The organism is Breznakia pachnodae, from assembly GCF_030814225.1.
GTDB classification, from domain to species: domain Bacteria; phylum Bacillota_I; class Bacilli_A; order Erysipelotrichales; family Erysipelotrichaceae; genus Breznakia; species Breznakia pachnodae.
This window is the reverse complement of the sequence record NZ_JAUSUR010000006.1, coordinates 109092-128059: the sequence shown is the minus strand read 5'-3', so window position 1 is coordinate 128059 and position 18968 is coordinate 109092. Positions and strand designations below refer to the sequence as shown.

12 protein-coding genes are annotated in these 18968 nt (G+C 32.6%); 10 read left to right on the top strand and 2 right to left on the bottom strand.

Translation table 11 applies throughout. The features are described from left to right. Positions 1-51: 51 nt before the first annotated feature. The gene (locus J2S15_RS15165; protein ID WP_307409832.1) at positions 52-618 is read left to right on the top strand and encodes a phosphatase PAP2 family protein; all 567 of its coding nucleotides are present in this window, start codon (positions 52-54) and stop codon (positions 616-618) included. 79 nt (positions 619-697) lie between these two features. On the opposite strand, the gene J2S15_RS15160 is transcribed toward J2S15_RS15165, so the two are convergent. Continuing rightward, positions 698-1171 carry a TspO/MBR family protein gene (locus tag J2S15_RS15160; RefSeq protein ID WP_307409830.1) on the bottom strand — a complete coding sequence of 158 codons (474 nt, stop codon included), beginning with the start codon at positions 1169-1171 and terminating at the stop codon, positions 698-700. 120 nt (positions 1172-1291) lie between these two features. Beyond that, the gene (locus J2S15_RS15155; protein WP_307409828.1) at positions 1292-3205 is read right to left on the bottom strand and encodes an aconitate hydratase; all 1914 of its coding nucleotides are present in this window, start codon (positions 3203-3205) and stop codon (positions 1292-1294) included. A gap of 104 nt (positions 3206-3309) precedes the next feature. On the opposite strand from J2S15_RS15155, the gene J2S15_RS15150 reads away from it, so the two are divergent. The 9 genes from J2S15_RS15150 to J2S15_RS15110 all read left to right on the top strand — a co-directional run bounded on the left by J2S15_RS15150 (position 3310) and on the right by J2S15_RS15110 (position 18872). Beyond that, positions 3310-4650 (top strand): citrate synthase, encoded by a 1341-nt coding sequence (locus J2S15_RS15150; protein ID WP_307409826.1) that lies wholly within the window; start codon positions 3310-3312, stop codon positions 4648-4650. 1 nt (position 4651) lies between these two features. Further along, entirely contained in the window at positions 4652-5647 is a 996-nt protein-coding gene (locus tag J2S15_RS15145; RefSeq protein WP_307409825.1) for an isocitrate/isopropylmalate dehydrogenase family protein, read from the top strand. Between the two features lie 101 nt (positions 5648-5748). After that, positions 5749-6141 (top strand): hypothetical protein, encoded by a 393-nt coding sequence (locus J2S15_RS15140; protein WP_307409823.1) that lies wholly within the window; start codon positions 5749-5751, stop codon positions 6139-6141. A 59-nt stretch (positions 6142-6200) separates the two neighbouring features. After that, positions 6201-6836, top strand: a complete 636-nt coding sequence (pcp, locus tag J2S15_RS15135) for a pyroglutamyl-peptidase I (RefSeq protein WP_307409821.1) — start codon at positions 6201-6203, stop codon at positions 6834-6836. Positions 6837-6891: 55 nt separating this feature from the next. Beyond that, complete coding sequence (locus J2S15_RS15130; RefSeq protein ID WP_307409819.1) at positions 6892-7710, top strand: HAD family hydrolase; 819 nt, start codon at positions 6892-6894, stop codon at positions 7708-7710. After that, on the top strand, positions 7707-8249 hold the full coding sequence (locus J2S15_RS15125; RefSeq protein WP_307409817.1) for a hypothetical protein: 543 nt from the start codon (positions 7707-7709) through the stop codon (positions 8247-8249). Before J2S15_RS15130 ends, J2S15_RS15125 begins: the two co-directional genes overlap by 4 nt. 99 nt (positions 8250-8348) lie before the next feature. After that, positions 8349-10247 carry a molecular chaperone HtpG gene (gene htpG, locus J2S15_RS15120; RefSeq protein ID WP_307409814.1) on the top strand — a complete coding sequence of 633 codons (1899 nt, stop codon included), beginning with the start codon at positions 8349-8351 and terminating at the stop codon, positions 10245-10247. A gap of 296 nt (positions 10248-10543) precedes the next feature. Next, complete coding sequence (locus tag J2S15_RS15115) at positions 10544-16027, top strand: alpha-N-acetylglucosaminidase TIM-barrel domain-containing protein (RefSeq protein ID WP_307409813.1); 5484 nt, start codon at positions 10544-10546, stop codon at positions 16025-16027. A 196-nt stretch (positions 16028-16223) separates the two neighbouring features. After that, positions 16224-18872, top strand: coding sequence for a prolyl oligopeptidase family serine peptidase (locus tag J2S15_RS15110; RefSeq protein ID WP_307409810.1), 2649 nt, complete (start codon positions 16224-16226; stop codon positions 18870-18872). Positions 18873-18968: the final 96 nt, after the last annotated feature.

Here is an 18968-nt window from a genome sequence, read left to right as displayed (position 1 = left end):
TTTTGGTGAAATAATGTTACAATAATAACAACTATATATGGAGGAGAATATATGATTATATCAATTGTTTCAGGGGTAATATTTCTATTGTGTTGTTTTTTAGTTATTAGTAAAAAAAACGATACCTTTGATAAAAGTGTATCAGCAGCTGTTATTTCGCATCGAAGTAATGTAGTCACAAAGATGATGCATTTCTTTACTGAACTGGGAAAAGGAACACCAACGATGGCAATCTGTCTGGCACTTCTATTCTTTCCTGATCGTAATGCATTGGCACTGCCAGTTGGAGTTGCTGTCATTATAACAGCTGTTTTTTGTAAGACGCTAAAAACAACCATCAAAAGAGAGCGGCCAAAAGATGATCGCTTAGTAGAAGAAGTTGATTACAGTTTTCCAAGTTCACATGCGTTAACCTCAGCAGCACTATATGGTTCAATTGCATTTAGTATGGTAGGAATGTTTCCGGAGTTACAGGTATTTATTATCATTGCCTGTGTCCTATTACCTTTCTTTATTGGATTCAGTAGAGTTTATTTAGGAATTCATTATTTATTTGATGTAATAGGTGGCTGGAGTCTTGGACTGTGTATTGCATCACTTGTACATTATTTATTATAGAACCATAATTAACAGAATTGAATAATTATAAAATAGGTTGTCTCCTCTAGATGGGAGACAACCTATTTATTAGTGATAGCTAATTAAGTATCGCAAATGCAACATTCAGATATGTGGCAAATAAAATCCATATAAAATATGGAACCATTAATAAAAATGCATTCTTATTAATTTGTCTAAATCGTATCATTGTAATCAATACAAGAATATCCAATATGATAATTACTGCAAATGCTATCCACATTGAGTCTGCTCTAAAAAATATAATTGACCAGATAAAATTGATAAATAACTGAATCGCGTACCAGACCAAAGCAATTTTCTTTCTTACCTTTGGTACATTTGAACGATAAACCAGGTATGCTGCAATCCCCATGAATAAGTATAGAATTGCCCAGGCAATCCCAAATAACCAATCCGGAGGTGCTAAAACAGGTTTTGTAAATGTTGCATAACTTGCTTTTAAATCACCTGCAAACAGGGAAGATAAGAAACCTATCCCTTCACTTATTAGTACACTAAAAACAACTCCAAAAAAATCTCTAACTTTCATTTCCTTTCCATCCTTTCCTATTCCATACTATAAGCATAATATTAAAGTGGAACGATTACGAATCAGATGCTTGATAAATATAGAAAATGGCTATATCAAACTGAGATAGCCATCGCTTTGTTATTGATTGTTTTTAATATGGTTTAATGTTCCACCAGCTTTAATTAATTCAATATCTAAATCACTTAAGTTGTGATCAACTACATATTCTTTTCCTTTTGTTACATTTACTAACGTTAATGGTTTACCAACTTCAATATTATGCAAATCATTTAAGTGAAGTTCATCCATTTCATCAATTGTATCGTAATCACTTTCATTTGTGAATGTTAGTGGTAAGATACCAAAGTTGATTAAGTTCGCACGGTGAATACGAGCAAAACTTTTTGCGACAACTGCTTTGATTCCTAAGTACATAGGAGCAAGTGCAGCATGTTCACGAGATGACCCCTGACCATAGTTATGACCAGCGATAATAAATCCTCCACCATATTCTTTACATACATCATGGAAATCCGCTTTATTGTTCATAAAGATAAACTCAGAGATTTTCTCAATGTTAGAACGATAAGGAAGAACCTTAGCCCCAGCAGGTGCAATATGATCAGTTGTAATGTTGTCTTCCACTTTAATCATTACACGCTTATGTATATTATTATCTAATGGATCATTGATTGGTAATGGTTTAATATTTGGACCACGAACAATTTCTTTGCTCTTGTCACAATCAGGTGCAATAATCATGGAATCATCAATTAAGAACTCAGCTGGTTCTTCCACTACATCAAAATCAAATTTACGAGGATCACTAATGACTCCAGTAATTGCTGATGCTGCAGCAACTTCTGGTGACACTAGTCCAACTTTTGCACTTAATGTACCACTTCTTCCATAGAAGTTACGGTTGAAGGTACGTAGTGACATTGCATTGGTAATTGGTGATTGTCCCATTCCAATACATGGGCCACAAGTAGACTCAAGAATACGCGCACCACTTGCAATAATATTTGATAATGACCCATCTTTTGTAATCATTTGTAATACTTGTTTACTACCAGGACTTACAACTAAACTTACATCAGGATGAATTGTTTTTCCTTTTAAGATGTTTCCTACTGTTGTTAAGTCTAAGAATGAAGAGTTTGTACAAGAACCAATTGCAACTTGATCAACTTTCATTCCTTCTACTTCACTAATTGGTTGAACGTTATCAGGAGAATGTGGCATTGCAATCATTGGTTCTAATGTAGAAAGATCAATTTCTATAGTTGAATCATAAACTGCATCATCATCTGCTTTTAACTCTACATATACATCTTCTCTATGTTGTTTCTTTAAAAATTCATAAGTGATTTCATCACTTGGGAATATCGATGTAGTAGCACCAAGCTCTGCACCCATATTACAGATGGTTGCACGTTGAGGAATTGTTAGTGATTTCACTCCATCACCACTATATTCGATGATTTTACCAACTCCACCTTTTACACTTAATAACTGTAATACTTTTAAGATGATATCCTTACTAGAAACACCTTTGGTTAATTTACCACTTAACTTAACATTTACTACCTCAGGAGCGCTTAGGAAGAATGGTCTACCTGCCATTGCACAGGCAACATCAAGTCCACCAGCACCCATTGCGATACTACCAACACCACCTGCAGTAGGTGTATGTGAGTCACTTCCTAATAATGTTTTACCTGGTGCCGCAAAACGTTCCAAGTGAACCTGGTGACAGATTCCATTACCTGGTTTTGAAAAGTAAACTCCATAAGCATTTGCTACGGTTTGTAGATATTTATGGTCATCTGCATTTTCAAATCCACTCTGTAAGGTATTGTGGTCTACATAACTAATTGACAGATCGGTTTTCACCTTATCAATTCCCATGGCTTCCAGTTGTAAGTAAGCCATTGTACCAGTTGCATCTTGAGTTAATGTCTGATCAATACGAATACCAATTTGTTTTCCTTTTTCGTAGGTTCCTTCCACCAGATGATCTCTTAATATTTTTTCGCAAAGTGTTGCCATTGCACGTCCTCCTTTATTTTGTATCTTATTATATCACAATTTTGTTTAGTTTTTTGAGGGAAAAATGGTATAATAGACAACAATAATACTTAGGGGGTGAAAAAATGAATGAAAATATTCGTTTATTTTTCGAGAAATCGAAAGAAATAGGTTATATAGATTCCAAACTATATAAAGAATATTCAGTAAAAAATGGCCTTCGTAATGAAGATGGTACAGGAGTACTGGTTGGACTAACAAAAATCAGTGATGTTGTTGGGTACTATAAAGAAAACGATGAGAAAATTGATCAGCATGGGGAGCTTTATTATCGCGGAATCAATGTTAAGGACATTATTGAACATTCGAAAACGAAGAATGCCAATCTTTATGAAGAAGTATGTTTTCTTATTTTGTTTGGTTATTTACCAAACAAAGAAGAATTTGAAATCTTTACGAAAGAACTGCATAAGAAATATGCATTACCAAAACATTTCTTAGAAAGTAAAATCCTTCGTTTCCCCACAAAAAACTTAATGAATAAATTACAGCAGGATGTACTTACTTTATATGGATATGATAAAACACCAGATGATGTAAGTATTGACCATATTTTGGAACAGGGATTACATATTGTAGGAAAGATTCCTAGTCTGATTTGCTACAACTATCAAAGTAAAATTCACTATTATGAAAGAAAAAGTATGTTTATTCATAATACGGATAAAAACTTAAGTGTAGCTGAGAACATCTTACAGATGATTCGTCCAGACCAAAAGTTTACTGCAACTGAAGCAAGAGTGTTAGATATTGCGCTTGTTTTACACGCTGATCATGGTGGAGGGAATAACTCAACCTTTGTGAATGTAGTAATGTCAAGTAGTGGAACGGACATCTATTCTTCGTTTGCTGGCGCGATTGGTTCTTTGAAAGGGCCAAAGCATGGTGGTGCGAACTTAAAGGTTTGTGATATGATGGATACGGTTATCAATGAAATCGGTTATGATGCAGATGAAACCGTTATTAAAGATATTGTATGTCGTCTGTTGGATAAAGATTACTATGATAAGAGTGGATTAATTTATGGAATGGGTCATGCCGTTTATACATTAAGTGATCCACGTAGTGAGATTCTGTGTGACGCAGCAGAAAAACTGGCAGCTGAAAAAGGAATGCAACGTGAATATGATTTCTATAAGCGATTTGAAAAGGTTGCGAAAGAAATGATCTATGAGTATAAGGGAATCCGATGTTCATCGAATGTAGATTTCTACAGTGGATTTGTGTATGAAATGCTGAATATACCAAGAGACCTGTATACATTATTGTTTGTATGTGCAAGAAGTGTTGGCTGGTTGGCACACAATATTGAAAGTCAGTTGTACAGTGGTAAGATTGTTCGTCCTGCCACAAAATATGTAGGTGAAGCAGAAGCATATATTGATATAGAAATGAGAGGAAAATAGAATGAAAAATATTACCGTATTAAAAGGGGATGGAATTGGTCCTGAGATTTGTAAGGAAGTTGTACGTATTTTAGAAACATTAAATTTAGATTTAAACTTTGAACTTCATGAAGTAGGTGAAGCATGTTACGAAAAGACGGGAGCATTAATCCCACAAAGTGTTTTTGATTCTATTGAAAAGAATAAAATTGTTTTAAAAGCACCAATTACAACACCAATTGGAAAAGGATTCAAAAGTCTGAATGTACAATTGCGTAACAAATATGATTTATATGCAAATATTCGTCCTGCGAAATCAATGCCAAATGTAAAAACACCGTTTGATAATATTGACATTATCACATTCCGTGAAAATACTGAGGATTTGTATATTGGTGAAGAAACAATGATTGATGAAAATACTGTTCATGCAATCAAATTAATTACCAGAGGTGCCAGTGAGCGAATTATTCGTGCCGCCTTTGATTACGCAGTGAAGAATAATCGTAAAAAAGTAACTTGTGTGCATAAAGCAAACATTCTGAAATTGAGTGATGGAATGTTCTTGAATATCTTTAATGAAATTAAAGGTGACTACCCACAAATTGAAGCAACGGATATGATTGTGGATAACACATGTATGCAATTAGTAATGAGACCAGAACAGTTTGATATTATGGTTATGCCAAACTTGTATGGAGACATTGTATCGGATCTTACAAGTGGATTAATTGGTGGTCTTGGATTATTACCAAGTAGTAACTTAGGAGATGACTTTGCATTGTTTGAAGCAGTGCATGGTAGTGCACCGGATATTGCTGGACAAAACAAAGCAAACCCAACTGCATTATTGTTAGCAGCATGTCTGATGCTAGATTACTTAGGATATGAAACTGAAGCTACAAAAATCCGTACAGCAATTGATGATGTACTGATTGAAAATAAGGTAAGAACTGCTGACTTAGGTGGATCTAGTTCTACTACCGAGTTCAGTGATGCAATTATCGCAAAACTATAGTTATGAGAGAGACTTCTAATAGTGAAGTCTTTTTTTCCATAATTAACACAGGATTAACATTTATATGATATAATCTTTGTATAAAAGGAAGGTGAATGGAGATGAGTGAATTTACACCTAGCAAAGAAGTATTGGGATATGTGGAATTTGATAAGGCACATCAGTTGTGGAGAGTTCCTAGTTTAGACAACAAAATTTTTGACTATAAGAATGTGAAGAAGGTTCATATTATAGAAGAACCACAAAAGGGCAAAACAGCAGAAACGGTTTTAAATAATATCGCAGCTAGTACAGCAGGGATTGTGTTGGCAACACCTTCTACCTATGTGAAAGTCAGAATAAAAGTTAAATTCTTTGATGATACTGAAATAATGTTTGATATTTCCAAAGATTATCTGCAGTTAAATACATTGGATTACCATGAGGATAAACGAAGAGCAGAGGAAGTAAAGAAAGCACTGAAAGTCTTAGAAAAGAGAAACAAGGAGTCGTAGGACTTCTTGTTTTCCATTTATGGTATTATATATAATATAAAAAGTAGAGGAATGTTGTTATGAAAATATTAATTAGTGGATTTCAGCCATTTGGTGGAGAAGCAATCAACCCGTCAATTGAGGCAGTAAAACGTTTGCCAAAAGAAATTGATGGTCATGAAGTAATTGGGATAGAAATTCCAGTTGAACAATATACATCATTAAAAGTATTAGAAGAAGCAATTAAGATGTATCAGCCAGATGTAGTCATCTGTGTTGGACAGGCTGGTGGAAGAAGTGCCATTAGTGTAGAACGCATTGGTATTAATGTGGATGATTATCGAATTGCAGATAATGCAGGAAACAAACCAATTGATGAAGCGATTGTTGATGATGGTCCTGATGCTTATTTCTCAACGTTACCAATCAAAGCGATTGTATCTGAAATACGTAAGGAAGGAATACCTGCTGAGGTATCAAACAGTGCTGGTACGTATGTCTGTAACCATGTAATGTATGGTGTAAGCCATATGCTAAGAGATACAGATATTCGCAGTGGATTTGTTCATATCCCATTCTTACCACAACAGGTCAGCGATAAACCACAATATGCCAGTATGACTTTGGAAGTGATTGTACAAGCATTGACAATAATGATTCAGACAACCATTCATACAAAAGAAGATATTAAACAAAGTGAAGGTAAACTCGATTAGATATGTAGGAATACATATCTTTTTTTGATATACTACTAGGGAAGAGGTGAAAACAATGTATAAATTAATTTGTATAGATTTAGATGGAACATTATTAGATACACGTCAAAGAGTATCTACGAAGAATCGTGAAGCAATTCGTAAGGCATTGGACCAGGGAATTGAAGTTGCAATCGTAAGTGGTCGACCAAACTGTTTCACAATTCGTATTATGAATCAGATTTCTGGAAGAATGGGACATATTACATTTAATGGAGCTTATTATCGTATTGCGAATAAGACAAGACAATTTCCAATACCGAAAGAAGCAGTTATGAAAGTTGCTAAGTTAGCACAAAAATATCATGTACGAACTTACTTTAAGAATAAGAATCTTTCATTATGTACAAAAAGTGATCCAGGTATTTTAGATTATGATCAGTTCAAATCACAGACACCACTAAAGGATCAGATGGATATGTTGTACAATGTTGATGTGGTAGATGTTTTATCAAATCAGGATATTAATATTCTGAAAATCTTTGCATGGGATGAAAACTTAGAAAATGTTCGCAAGATGCGTGAAGAACTAAAAGAAATTGAAGGAATTAATTTATATTTATATGATGAAAACTTTGAGATGTCCAGTGAAGATACATCCAAAGGAAAAGCAATCCAAAATGTATGTGCGGATTTAGGTATTCAGCTTGATGAAGTTGTATGTATTGGTGATAACTACAATGACTTATCAATGTTTGAAGTTGCCGGATTAAGTGTAGCAATGGAAAATGCACCAAGAAAAATCAAAGAGATGGTAGATAAAGTGACGCTTACTAATGATGAAAGTGGAGTTGCATATGCAATTGAAAACTTTGTATTAAAGGAGAACGAATGAAAAAGTATCCCGTAATTAAGACAAATTTTATTCCAAGAGGATTTAAACATTGTGAAATAGCTTATATCGTAGATTTTACATTTGATGGAGAAGAAAATTATCTGGTTGGTGATGATGTTGAAATCAAAAAGGCGTATTTAACGTATATAAAAAAGGAAATGTTACAGTTAGTAGATAGTTTGTTGGTATTGTATCGACCAATGATTATGGGAAACAACGATATGGATTTTATTGCGTTAAAAGATAATACAGATATTCCAAAATTAAAATCAACCATCGATAAACTTTTGGTGGAAGCTACTCAGTTTACGAAGGAGACAATGGATATATCAGCATCGTTAATCTATGGAATGATTATGTTGGAAGATAGAGAACCAACGATGTTGAAAGCAAACAGAGTGGGAGATTTATTAGTCGAAAGTGATGAATATAAAAACAATCGCTTACGCCCACAAGGAGTATTAGAAAAAGAATCATTAAGTTATGTAACTCCTTATAGTGAGTTTCGAACTTCTATCTATAACAAGCAAGACTCATAATGAGTCTTTTTCTTAGCACTTAGGGGTTGACAGTGCTAAGAAGTCGTATTACAATACTGTTAGCACAAAATAGGAAAGAGTGCTAACAGGAGGTATAGCATGGCAAGAAAAAAGGCATTTAAGGCAGAATCGAAACGATTGATGGATCTGATGATAAATTCTATTTATACTCATAAAGAGATTTTTATGAGAGAATTAATCTCTAATGCATCAGATGCAATTGATAAACTTTATTATAAATCATTAAGTGAAAAACTAGAGGATGTTGATCGCGGTACTTTACAGATTGACTTAACATTAGATAAGGCGCAACGTACGATTACGATTGAAGATAATGGAATCGGTATGAGCAAAGAAGAATTAGAAGAAAACTTAGGTACGATTGCCAAGAGTGGTTCTTTTGATTTTAAATCAAACAATGAGACGGATGAAGATATTGATATTATTGGTCAGTTTGGTGTAGGATTCTATTCAGCATTTATGGTAGCTGATAAGGTGGAAGTAGTTTCAAAACAATATGGTAGTGAAGATGCTTACCACTGGATGAGTGAAAACAGTGATGGATACGAAATCACAAAAACACAAAAAGATACAAGTGGTACAATTATTACGCTTTATCTGAAAGAAAATACCGATGATGAAAACTATGATGAATATTTGGAAAGTCCAACGATTCAGCGATTAGTAAAAAAATATTCTGATTACATTCGTTACCCAATCAAGATGGATGTGGAAGAAAGCAGAAAAAAAGAAGATAGTGATGAATATGAAACAGTAGTTGAAAATAAGACATTGAATTCAATGGTTCCATTATGGAAACGTAATAAGAGTGATATTACAAAAGAAGAATATGATAACTTCTATATGGATAAGTTCCAGGATTACAATCCTCCACTGGAAGTAATTCATACAAGTGTAGAGGGAACAGTGTCATATAATGCATTGTTATTTATTCCTTCGAAAGCTCCAGTAAATTATTATTCAAATGATTATGAAAAAGGATTACAGTTATATTCTTCAGGTGTATTCATTATGGATAAGGCAAGTGAACTGATTCCTGAACACTTTAGATTTGTTCGTGGATTAGTTGATTCACAAGATCTATCATTAAATATTTCTCGTGAAATGCTACAACATGATCGTCAGTTACGTGCAATTGCAACTAGAATTGAAAAGAAGATTAAGAGTGAATTATTAAAATTATTACGTACAGATCGTGAAAAATATGAAGCGTTCTGGAATACATTTGGTACGCAGATCAAATATGGTGTATACAATGATTTTGGAGCGAACAAAGAAATGCTGCAGGACTTGTTAATGTTCTATTCTTCTAAAGAAGATAAGTTAGTTACATTAGATGAGTATGTAAGCAGAATGAATGAAGACCAAAAAGAAATCTACTTTATCAGTGGTGACAGTGTTGAAAAAATTGATAAATTACCACAGGTAGAATTAGTAAAAGAAAAAGATTTGGAAATTCTATATCTTACAGATGATGTAGATGAATTTGCATTACAAATCTTAAATACATACAAAGAAAAAACATTTAAAAACATCTCTCAAGGTGATTTAGACCTTGCAAGCGATGAAGAAAAGAAGAAAGTAGAAGAAACTGCAAAAGATAATGAAGACCTTCTGAACGCGTTAAAAGAAGCGCTGAAGGATGAAGTGAGTGATGTGAAAATCTCTACTCGTCTGGTAAGTCATCCAGTTGTACTGAGTGCAGCAGATGGAATGTCATTTGAAATGGAAAAGGTGTTGGCACAAATGCCAAATGGAAATCCAATGGGTATGAAAGCAACTCGTATCTTAGAGATTAACCCAAACCATGATTTATTTAAAGCACTACAAAATGTATATGATAAAGATAAAGATGAGATTGCTGATTATGCATCAATTCTATATGATCAGGCATTGTTGATGGAAGGATTCCAGATTGAAGATCCAATTTCATATGCAGATAAAATTGCAAAACTGATTGTTAAAGCAAATGCTTAATATATAAAATAAAAGATATAAAAGATGAACCTCAAGGATAAAATTTTGAGGTTCTTTTTATGTTTTCTTTCATATTTGTATAGTTATAAGTTCTTTAAAATTACTATATAAAAAAACTATAGAAAATCTTTAAAGTTCAATAATTTACCAACGAAAGCAAAAATTTACTATTATTAATTACTTATAATAAATATATATTTGACTGGCTTTGCGATTAAATTGTAAGGAGTGATAAAGAAAAAACAGGTTAAAGTGAATAAGGAAGAAAAATAATTGATACATAAAGGGGGATCATTATGAAAAGAAATCGATTATTATTGACAATATTATCATTATTTATTGGATTGAGTGTTTTTATAGTTTCACCAAAACAGGAAATAGTGTCAGCAGCAGAGAATAAAACAATTGAATATATTGCAAAAGAAGATGCTTTTGTGCGTAGTGGAGGTAAAGGGAACACGAATTATGATTTTGAAAATATAACAAGTACTCATGGAGCACAGTATGCTGGTAAAGGATATACTGTTATAAATTCAAAATATACGCCTTCTGATGAAATAATTGGAATCATGAAGTTTGATTTACCAACTAAGCAAGAAGTAGAAGAATATGCACTTGATACATTTGAATTTGAGTTTAATGTTTTTAAAAATGCAGGTTTTAAAAATGGAGCTCAAGATTTTGGATTCTATTATACAACAGATATGTCATGGGATGAAACAGTTATTACATATAATACAAAACCAGAATCAATATCAAGGAGTAGTGAAAATGAATTATTTACATTTCATACCGATAAAGATGAAGAGTATGAAATAAAAAAAGATTCTGAAAAAAGAATAACTACGGATATATCAGAAACGATTAAACAACTGATTGAAGATGGAAATACTGAGATAACGATATTTGTAGTTGGAAAACAAAATAGTTCTGTTTCTTTGCTTTTACACAGTAGAGAAACAAAAGCTATAAACAAAAGTCCTAAATTAATTGCATCAAATGAAACATACGACTTACAAAATTTAAAGGATTTAGTAGAAAGTACACCATCTGTAAAGCAAGAAGAATATACAACAGATAGTTATACTATATTTGAAGATTATCTAAATGTTTCTAACAAATTAATTGCAGATAACAGCACGGATGCATTTGCGATAAAAATAGCCTATAGAAATTTTAAAAAAGCATATGATGGGTTGGAAAAAATAGTAATTGATGATGAAAACGTAGCGTTTAATAAGCCAACAAGAAGTAATCTATCTAAAAAGGCAACAAACCTTGTTACGGATGGGGATATTAAAACTAGTTGGTCAGGAACATCATTTCCAGCATATGTAGATATTGACTTGATGGACACATATAATCTAGATAAATTGCAGATTTATGTACCTGAGGGGAAGATTATATATTATACAATTTATGGAAGTAATGATGGAAATAATTATGATCGTCTGCACCAACATCGAGTTGATGAAAAAGCTACGGCTGAAGGAAACGAAATAATCTTTGATACACCACAATCGTATCGAATTATTCGAGTCTTTCTTGAATTTACAGATGGTGAAATTACGTCACATCTATCAGAAGTAAAAGCATATGGAGAAAAAACAGATTCAAATACAGAAGTATTAAGAGATGGTACATTGGAAGAGATATTAGATGTAAAAGCTTTTAACCAAACTGCATATGCAGCACCGATAACAAATGATGAAACAATTGAAAATGTATATGGAATCATTGATCGAACAGTTGGACCTGAATATAGAAGTTGGTTCACTTTTGAAATTGCAGATGAAACAAGTGAAAATGATTACTTTGAATTAAGTGATGTAAATGGAAAAATTCATATAAAAGGTAATGAGGGTTTATCATTAACGACAGGATTAAACTATTATTACAAGAATTATGTTAAGGTACATATTTCAGAGCAGACAATGCAAGTAAATATGCCAGAAGCAATCGTTCCTATTGGAAAAACAGTGCGTAAAGAAACGCCATACCAGGTAAGGTATGCATTTAACTATTGTACTCTTAGTTATACATTTGCCTTCTTTGGTGAAGAAGAATGGCAACGTGAAAATGACTGGCTGGCATTAAATGGAGTAAATGTTGTATTAGATCTTGCAGGGCAAGAGGCAACATGGATTCAATTCTTAATGAACTTTGGTTATTCTTACGATGATGCAAAAGATTGGCTAACAGGTCCATCATATTCAGCATGGCAGTTTATGAACAATATGGAAACCTTAGGTGGTCCAGTTCCTGATGGATATGTAAAAGATCGTCTAGAACTTGCGAGAAGTTCTCAAAGATGGAAAAACTCATTAGGAATGCAAACCGTACTACAAGGATATGGAGGAATGGTTCCAACAAACTTTAATGAATTCCAACCTAATGTAGAAGTTACAAAACAAAAGAACTGGGGTGGGAATTTACGTCCAAGTATGATTGCAACGGATTCAGCTACTTATGATGAATATGCAGAAAAATTTTATGCAGCTCAAGAATTTGTATATGGTGATACAAGTGATTATTATGCAGTGGATCCATATCATGAAGGTGGTACAAGACCAGAGGGATTGAGTGATGAAACAGTATCGAAAGAAGTATTGGAATCATTACTGAAATATGATAAAGATGCAGTTTGGGTTGTTCAAGCATGGCAAAGTAATCCTACAAATGGATTATTAAAAGGAATGGGCGAATATCGAAATGATCATGTACTAATTGTCGATTTAATTAAATATCCTTTAAAATCATGGACAAAATATGATAGAACGAAATATGGAAGCACTACGCTTGATTCAAAAGAATTCAATGGAACCGACTGGGCTTGGTGTCTGTTAGGAAACTTTGGTGGTAACCCAACAATGAATGGACAAATGCAAGTTATGGTAGATGATGTCTTAAAGGCTCAAAAAGAAAGTAAACATATGAAAGGAATTGGAATTATCTCAGAAGGAACATATGATAATCCTGTTCTTTATGACTTGATATTTGATTTAGCTTGGGCGGATGAAGATTTTGATTTAAACCAATGGCTAAATGGTTATATAGAAAGACGTTATGGTGGCATTAGTGAAAATGCTCGATTAGCATGGCAAATGATGAAAGACTCAAACTATAACCATGGAGTGAGACATACAGAAGAAATATTTGGTTTGAAAAATAGTCGTCCACAGTTCCAAAGTACTAAAAATATAAGTTATGGTGCTGATAAATTGGAAACTGCATTTAAATTGCTTGCTGAAGATTATGATAAATTTAAAGATAGCGAGTGCTATCTGTATGACTTAAGAGAAATTATGCGACAACATGTAAGTAATTATGCAGTATTATCAAACAATAATTTAATTACTGCAAAAAACAATGGTTCTTTAGAAGCTTACAGTGCCGAAAAAGAGAAGTTCTTAAAAGCATTTGATGTACTAAATGAAGTGCAGGCAACTGATAAAGATCAACTTGCAGGAGAATGGATTGGAAAAGCTACAGATCGGGTAGCTGACTATGATGACTTCTCAAAAGACCTATTTAAAATAAATGCAAAAACATTAATTACAACATGGGGTACAAATCCAAATGCTGGTTTAAAAGAGTATGGATGGCGTAATTATGAAGGAATGTTCTTAGATTTACATAAACACCACTGGGAAGAATATGTAAATTTAGTTGAGAATGATTTAGCAAATGGCACTACTACTGAACCAAGAAGTCAACGTTATCATTTTGATTATGAATGGAAATGGGTGCTGGGTGATCAAGAGTATTCAAGAACTGCAAAAGATTCACCAGAAGAAGTGAGAGCTGTCGTTGATATGGTAATTGAAAACTGTTCAATAACAGAAGGATTAAGTCCAGATGCAGGAAACTTAGCTCTTAATAAACCAGTGGATGTGAATTCAAAGAAAATTACTGGAAAATCTAGATTTGCAACAGATGGAAATACGGATACATCAATAACAGTTAGTGCAACTAAAGAAAAAGACAAGGTAGTAAAACCTGAAGTTATTGTTGATTTAGTTGCAGAATTTCAATTATCAAAAGTAAACATTGTATTTAATGATATTGAAGATAGATATTATAATTATGAAGTTTATATAAGTACGAATGGCAAAGACTGGACCAAAATTGGTGAAAAAACTTCAGAAGAATTGCATAGTGAATCTGGAGATATAATTACAGTAAATAATGACATGGCTAGATTTGTTAAAGTTGTAGGTACAAAAGATTCTAAACATTTAGATAATGAAGAAAAGATGGAAATAAGTATAAAAGAACTTAGAGTTTATGGAGAACGAACGTTACCGGATGCAGAGCAATTAACCAGATTTATAAATGCAATAGAAGAATTAAATTTAAATTCAAATTCATCATCACAAATAGAACAACTAGAGAAGTTAATTCAAAATGCAGAAGATGCTATTGAACAAGGTGCTGGACCAGATGATCTCAATTCTGTCTATTGGAATTTATATGATCATTTAGTATCATTAGATTTAAATGGTATGGTGAATCTAGCACTTAATAAACCTGTGGAAGCTCACAATGGAACTGCAGGAGAACCTACAAAAATCAATGACGGTGATATTGGAACGGGATGGAATGCAGGAAGATTGAGTCCTACAGGAAAACCATATCAACATGATCCAATTGTTCCAGGTTGGGCAATTATTGACTTAGAGGGTGATTACAATATTGAAGAAATCAGATTAAAATTCCCATCTGGTAGTCTTTGGTATAAGTATGAAATCTATGTGAGTAAAGATGGAGAAAAATGGGATAAATATAGTGAAAAGACAACTGAGAACTTGCCAAACGATAAAGAAGACAATTACTTATTAGAAAAAAGAAATATAAGATATATCAAAGTAGTACCAACAGATATTACAGTTGGTAGTGATGGAAAGAGAGCTTCTTATGGAATACGTGAATTGGAAGTATATGGTTCACTATATGAAAAAGCTAATACAGAATCTTTAGAAAAATTAATAGATGAAATTTCTAAACTTGATAAGGATGCATATACTCAAGAAAGTTGGCAAGTGTTAGAAACATCTTTAGATGAAGCTAAATCAATCATAAAACAAGAAGATGTGTTACAAAGTGAAGTAGATGTCGCATATGATAAGTTAAGTGATGCGAAAGATGCTTTAGTTGAAAAAACGTTAGTAGATCTTACGAAGCTTGAAGAAACAATTACTGTAGCGAAATCATTTGATTTGAATAATTATACAGAGGAGAGTGCAAATAAACTGCTTACAGCTATTAATAAAGCTGAGGAATTAGTAAAAGGAACACCTACACAAAAAGAAGTAGATGACATGACAAAAGAACTACAAGGTGCCATTGATGAACTAGAAGTTAATAAACCAAGCGAATTGGATACAGTAAAACTTAATGATTTAATCAATAGTGTATCGAAAATAGATCTTAGCAAATATACTACAGAAAGTGTTGATGTTTTGAATAAAGCTTTAGAAAATGCAAAAACAGCAGTAGAAACTGCATCAAGTCAAGAAGAAATAGATAATGCATATAATGAGTTGTCAAAAGCAATTAAAGACTTGAAAGTGAAATCATCACCTACAGAAAAACCAAAACCTGGTGATAATGGAAACCCAGCAAATGATCCTAAGACAAATGACAGTGCTTCAGAGAATGAAAGTATAAGTGGCACTGATACAGGAGATACTACGAATTTATCGCTATTGTTAGGAATGTTAGTATTAAGTATGGGTTATATCGTATATAGAAAGAAGAAAAACAGTATAAGAAAATAAAACTCAAAAATGAAGATTGTTCAGTTTGGACAGTCTTCTTTTTATGTTTAAAGTTAATAATTTACCAATTATAGCAAGATATCACTAAGACAATGTAAATATAATAAAACTATATTTAAGTATCTGATTGAAACGATTGGGAGGTGGAAAAAATAAAAATTAGATGAGAAGTTAATACAAAGAAAAGGAGAACTTTATGAAAAAGAGAAATAAGATTATAAATATTTGTATTTCAGCATTTTTATTGTTTTCAGTTTTTATGAATACTAATACATCTGAGTTTATGGTTTCTGCAGAAGAAAACACTATTGAGTATATAGTAAAAGAAGATGCTTTTGTACGAAATGGGAGTAGAGCAAATAATAAATATAATTATGAAGATATAACTGCAGCTCATGGAAAAGAATATGAAGGAAAAGGATATAGAGTATTAAATACCAGATATAGTGGAAATGATGAAATCATAAGTGTAATGAAATTTGATTTACCAACTAAGGAGGAAATTGAAACAAACAATTTAGATACATTCACACTTGAATTGGATGTATTCAAAAATTTAAATTACACAGTTGCAAACCAAGGTTATGTTTTTCATTATACAACCGATACAAGTTGGGATGAAACTACAATAACTTGGAATACAAAACCTTCTTCAATATCACGTGATAATACGAATGAAATATTTACATTTTATATTGATCAAGGAGATGAGTATGAATTCAAAGATGACGCAGAGAAACATCTTAAAAGAGATATATCCTCTACTATAATAGACCTTGTAGATAGTGGTGAGAGTGAACTAACAATTTTTATTACTGCAAAATATTCTGCAAATACTGGATTGATGATACATAGTAAAGAATCGCAAGCGGAGAATAAAAAAGCAAAGATTGTTGCATCAAATGAGGGAATTGATTTGGATAGTCTGAAATCATTAGTTGAAAAGGTATCAGATTTATCCATAGATAACTACACTAAAGATAGTTATAAGATAGTAAAAGAAAACCTGATTTTAGCAAATGAATTAATAAATGAGAATAGTAAAGATTTAGTAAAAATACAAAAATACTATCATTTACTTCAAAGCGCATTTGAGTCGTTAGAGATTAAACATGTGAACGTTTATGAGGATATGGAAAAAAGAATTTACAACGATGGAAGTGAGGATGAAATGCCTTATAGACTATATGTCCCAGAAAATTATGATTCAACAAAGGAATATCCTGTAATTGTATTTTTGCATGGTGCTGGAGAAAGAGGAAATAATAATGAATCACAATTGAAAAATGCAATTCAACCATTATTCAATACACAAGATGGTGTAAAGGAAGCAATTGTCATTGCACCACAGTGTCCAACAGGAAAAAGATGGGTTGAAACGGATTGGACGAAAGGCTGCTACAACAGTGATGAAGTTTCTGAGGTGCAGTTAAAGTCAGTAATGAATATACTAGGTAATATACAAAGTGAATACAATACTGATGATGATCGAATCTATGCATTTGGTTTATCTATGGGAGGATTTGGAACATGGGATTTAATCACAAGGCATAGTGATGTGTTTGCAGCAGCAGTTGCTATTTGTGGAAGTGGTGATGAAAATAAAGCGGATATTTTGAAAGATATTCCAATTTGGACATTTCATGGAACAAAGGACAATGTAGTGCCTTACAGCGGAACTGAAACGATGTACAATGCAATTATTGAAGCTGGTGGCGAGAAAATTAAATTTACTACATACACAGATGCAGATCATATCATATGGAATCAAGCTGCTTCTGAAGACGGACTTATTGATTGGTTATTTTCTCAGAAATTATCAGATCGATTAGTTGATAAAACAAATCTTCAAGTCTTGGTTGATGATATAGAAAAGTTAGATGAAATAGAGTATACTCCTAATAGTTGGAATATACTGATGAATCAATTAAAGGCAGCAAATGACGTATTAAACGACAGTAATGTTTCACAAGATGATGTTAATGAAGCGATAATTATGTTGCAGAGCGCAATTGACAAATTAGACAAACGTTCAAATACAAGCGAGTTAAAAGCGCTTATTGATGTTGTAACGGCCTTACATGAAATTGATTATACACCAAATAGTTGGACTGTATTAAATAAATCTCTGGCAAATGCTAAAGAAGTATTAGTTGATAAAAATGCAAGTCAAACTGCTGTTAACACTGCAAAAGCAGATTTACAATCAGCAAATGATTTATTAGTAAAAAGAGCAAATATAAAAGATTTGGTTAACTTATTAAATGATATTTCAAACAAAGTAGAGAGTGACTACACTCCTATCAGTTGGACAACATTTGAAGAAGCTTTAAGAGTGGCTCAAACAATTGCGAATGATGCGAACGCAACACAAAAACAAGTTGAAGAAGCCTTAACAACATTAATAAATGCAAATGATTCTTTAGTGCTACAAAATGCAGATAAAGTAGATAAAGTAGATAAAGTAGATAAAGTAAAACTAGATGAGTTAGTTAATGAATTATCAAGTCTAATAGAATCAGAGTACACAAAAGAGAGCTGGAATCTGTTACAATCTGAATTAGATAAGGCAAGAGAAGTATTAAAAAAAGAAGATTTAACTCAAGAAGAAGTGGATGATTCCATCCAAACTCTTCAAGAAGCACATAATCAGTTAGTAAGAAAGAAGGCTGATATAGTAGTTGATTCTACAAAAGTGCCTAATAAAAGTGATAGTTCCAATGCTTCCATTGGTGATGTTGGAATCAAAACTGGTGATACTACAAATATATCAATATTAATAGGAATGATAATTATTAGTTTAGGATATCTATCATATAGAATGAAAAGAGTTAATAGCAGATAAGAAAGTACACAAATATAATTAAGAGCATATGAACGGAAAGGTTGATATGCTTTTATTTATTTTACTGATAAACTCAACTATTTCTTATTATCTTGT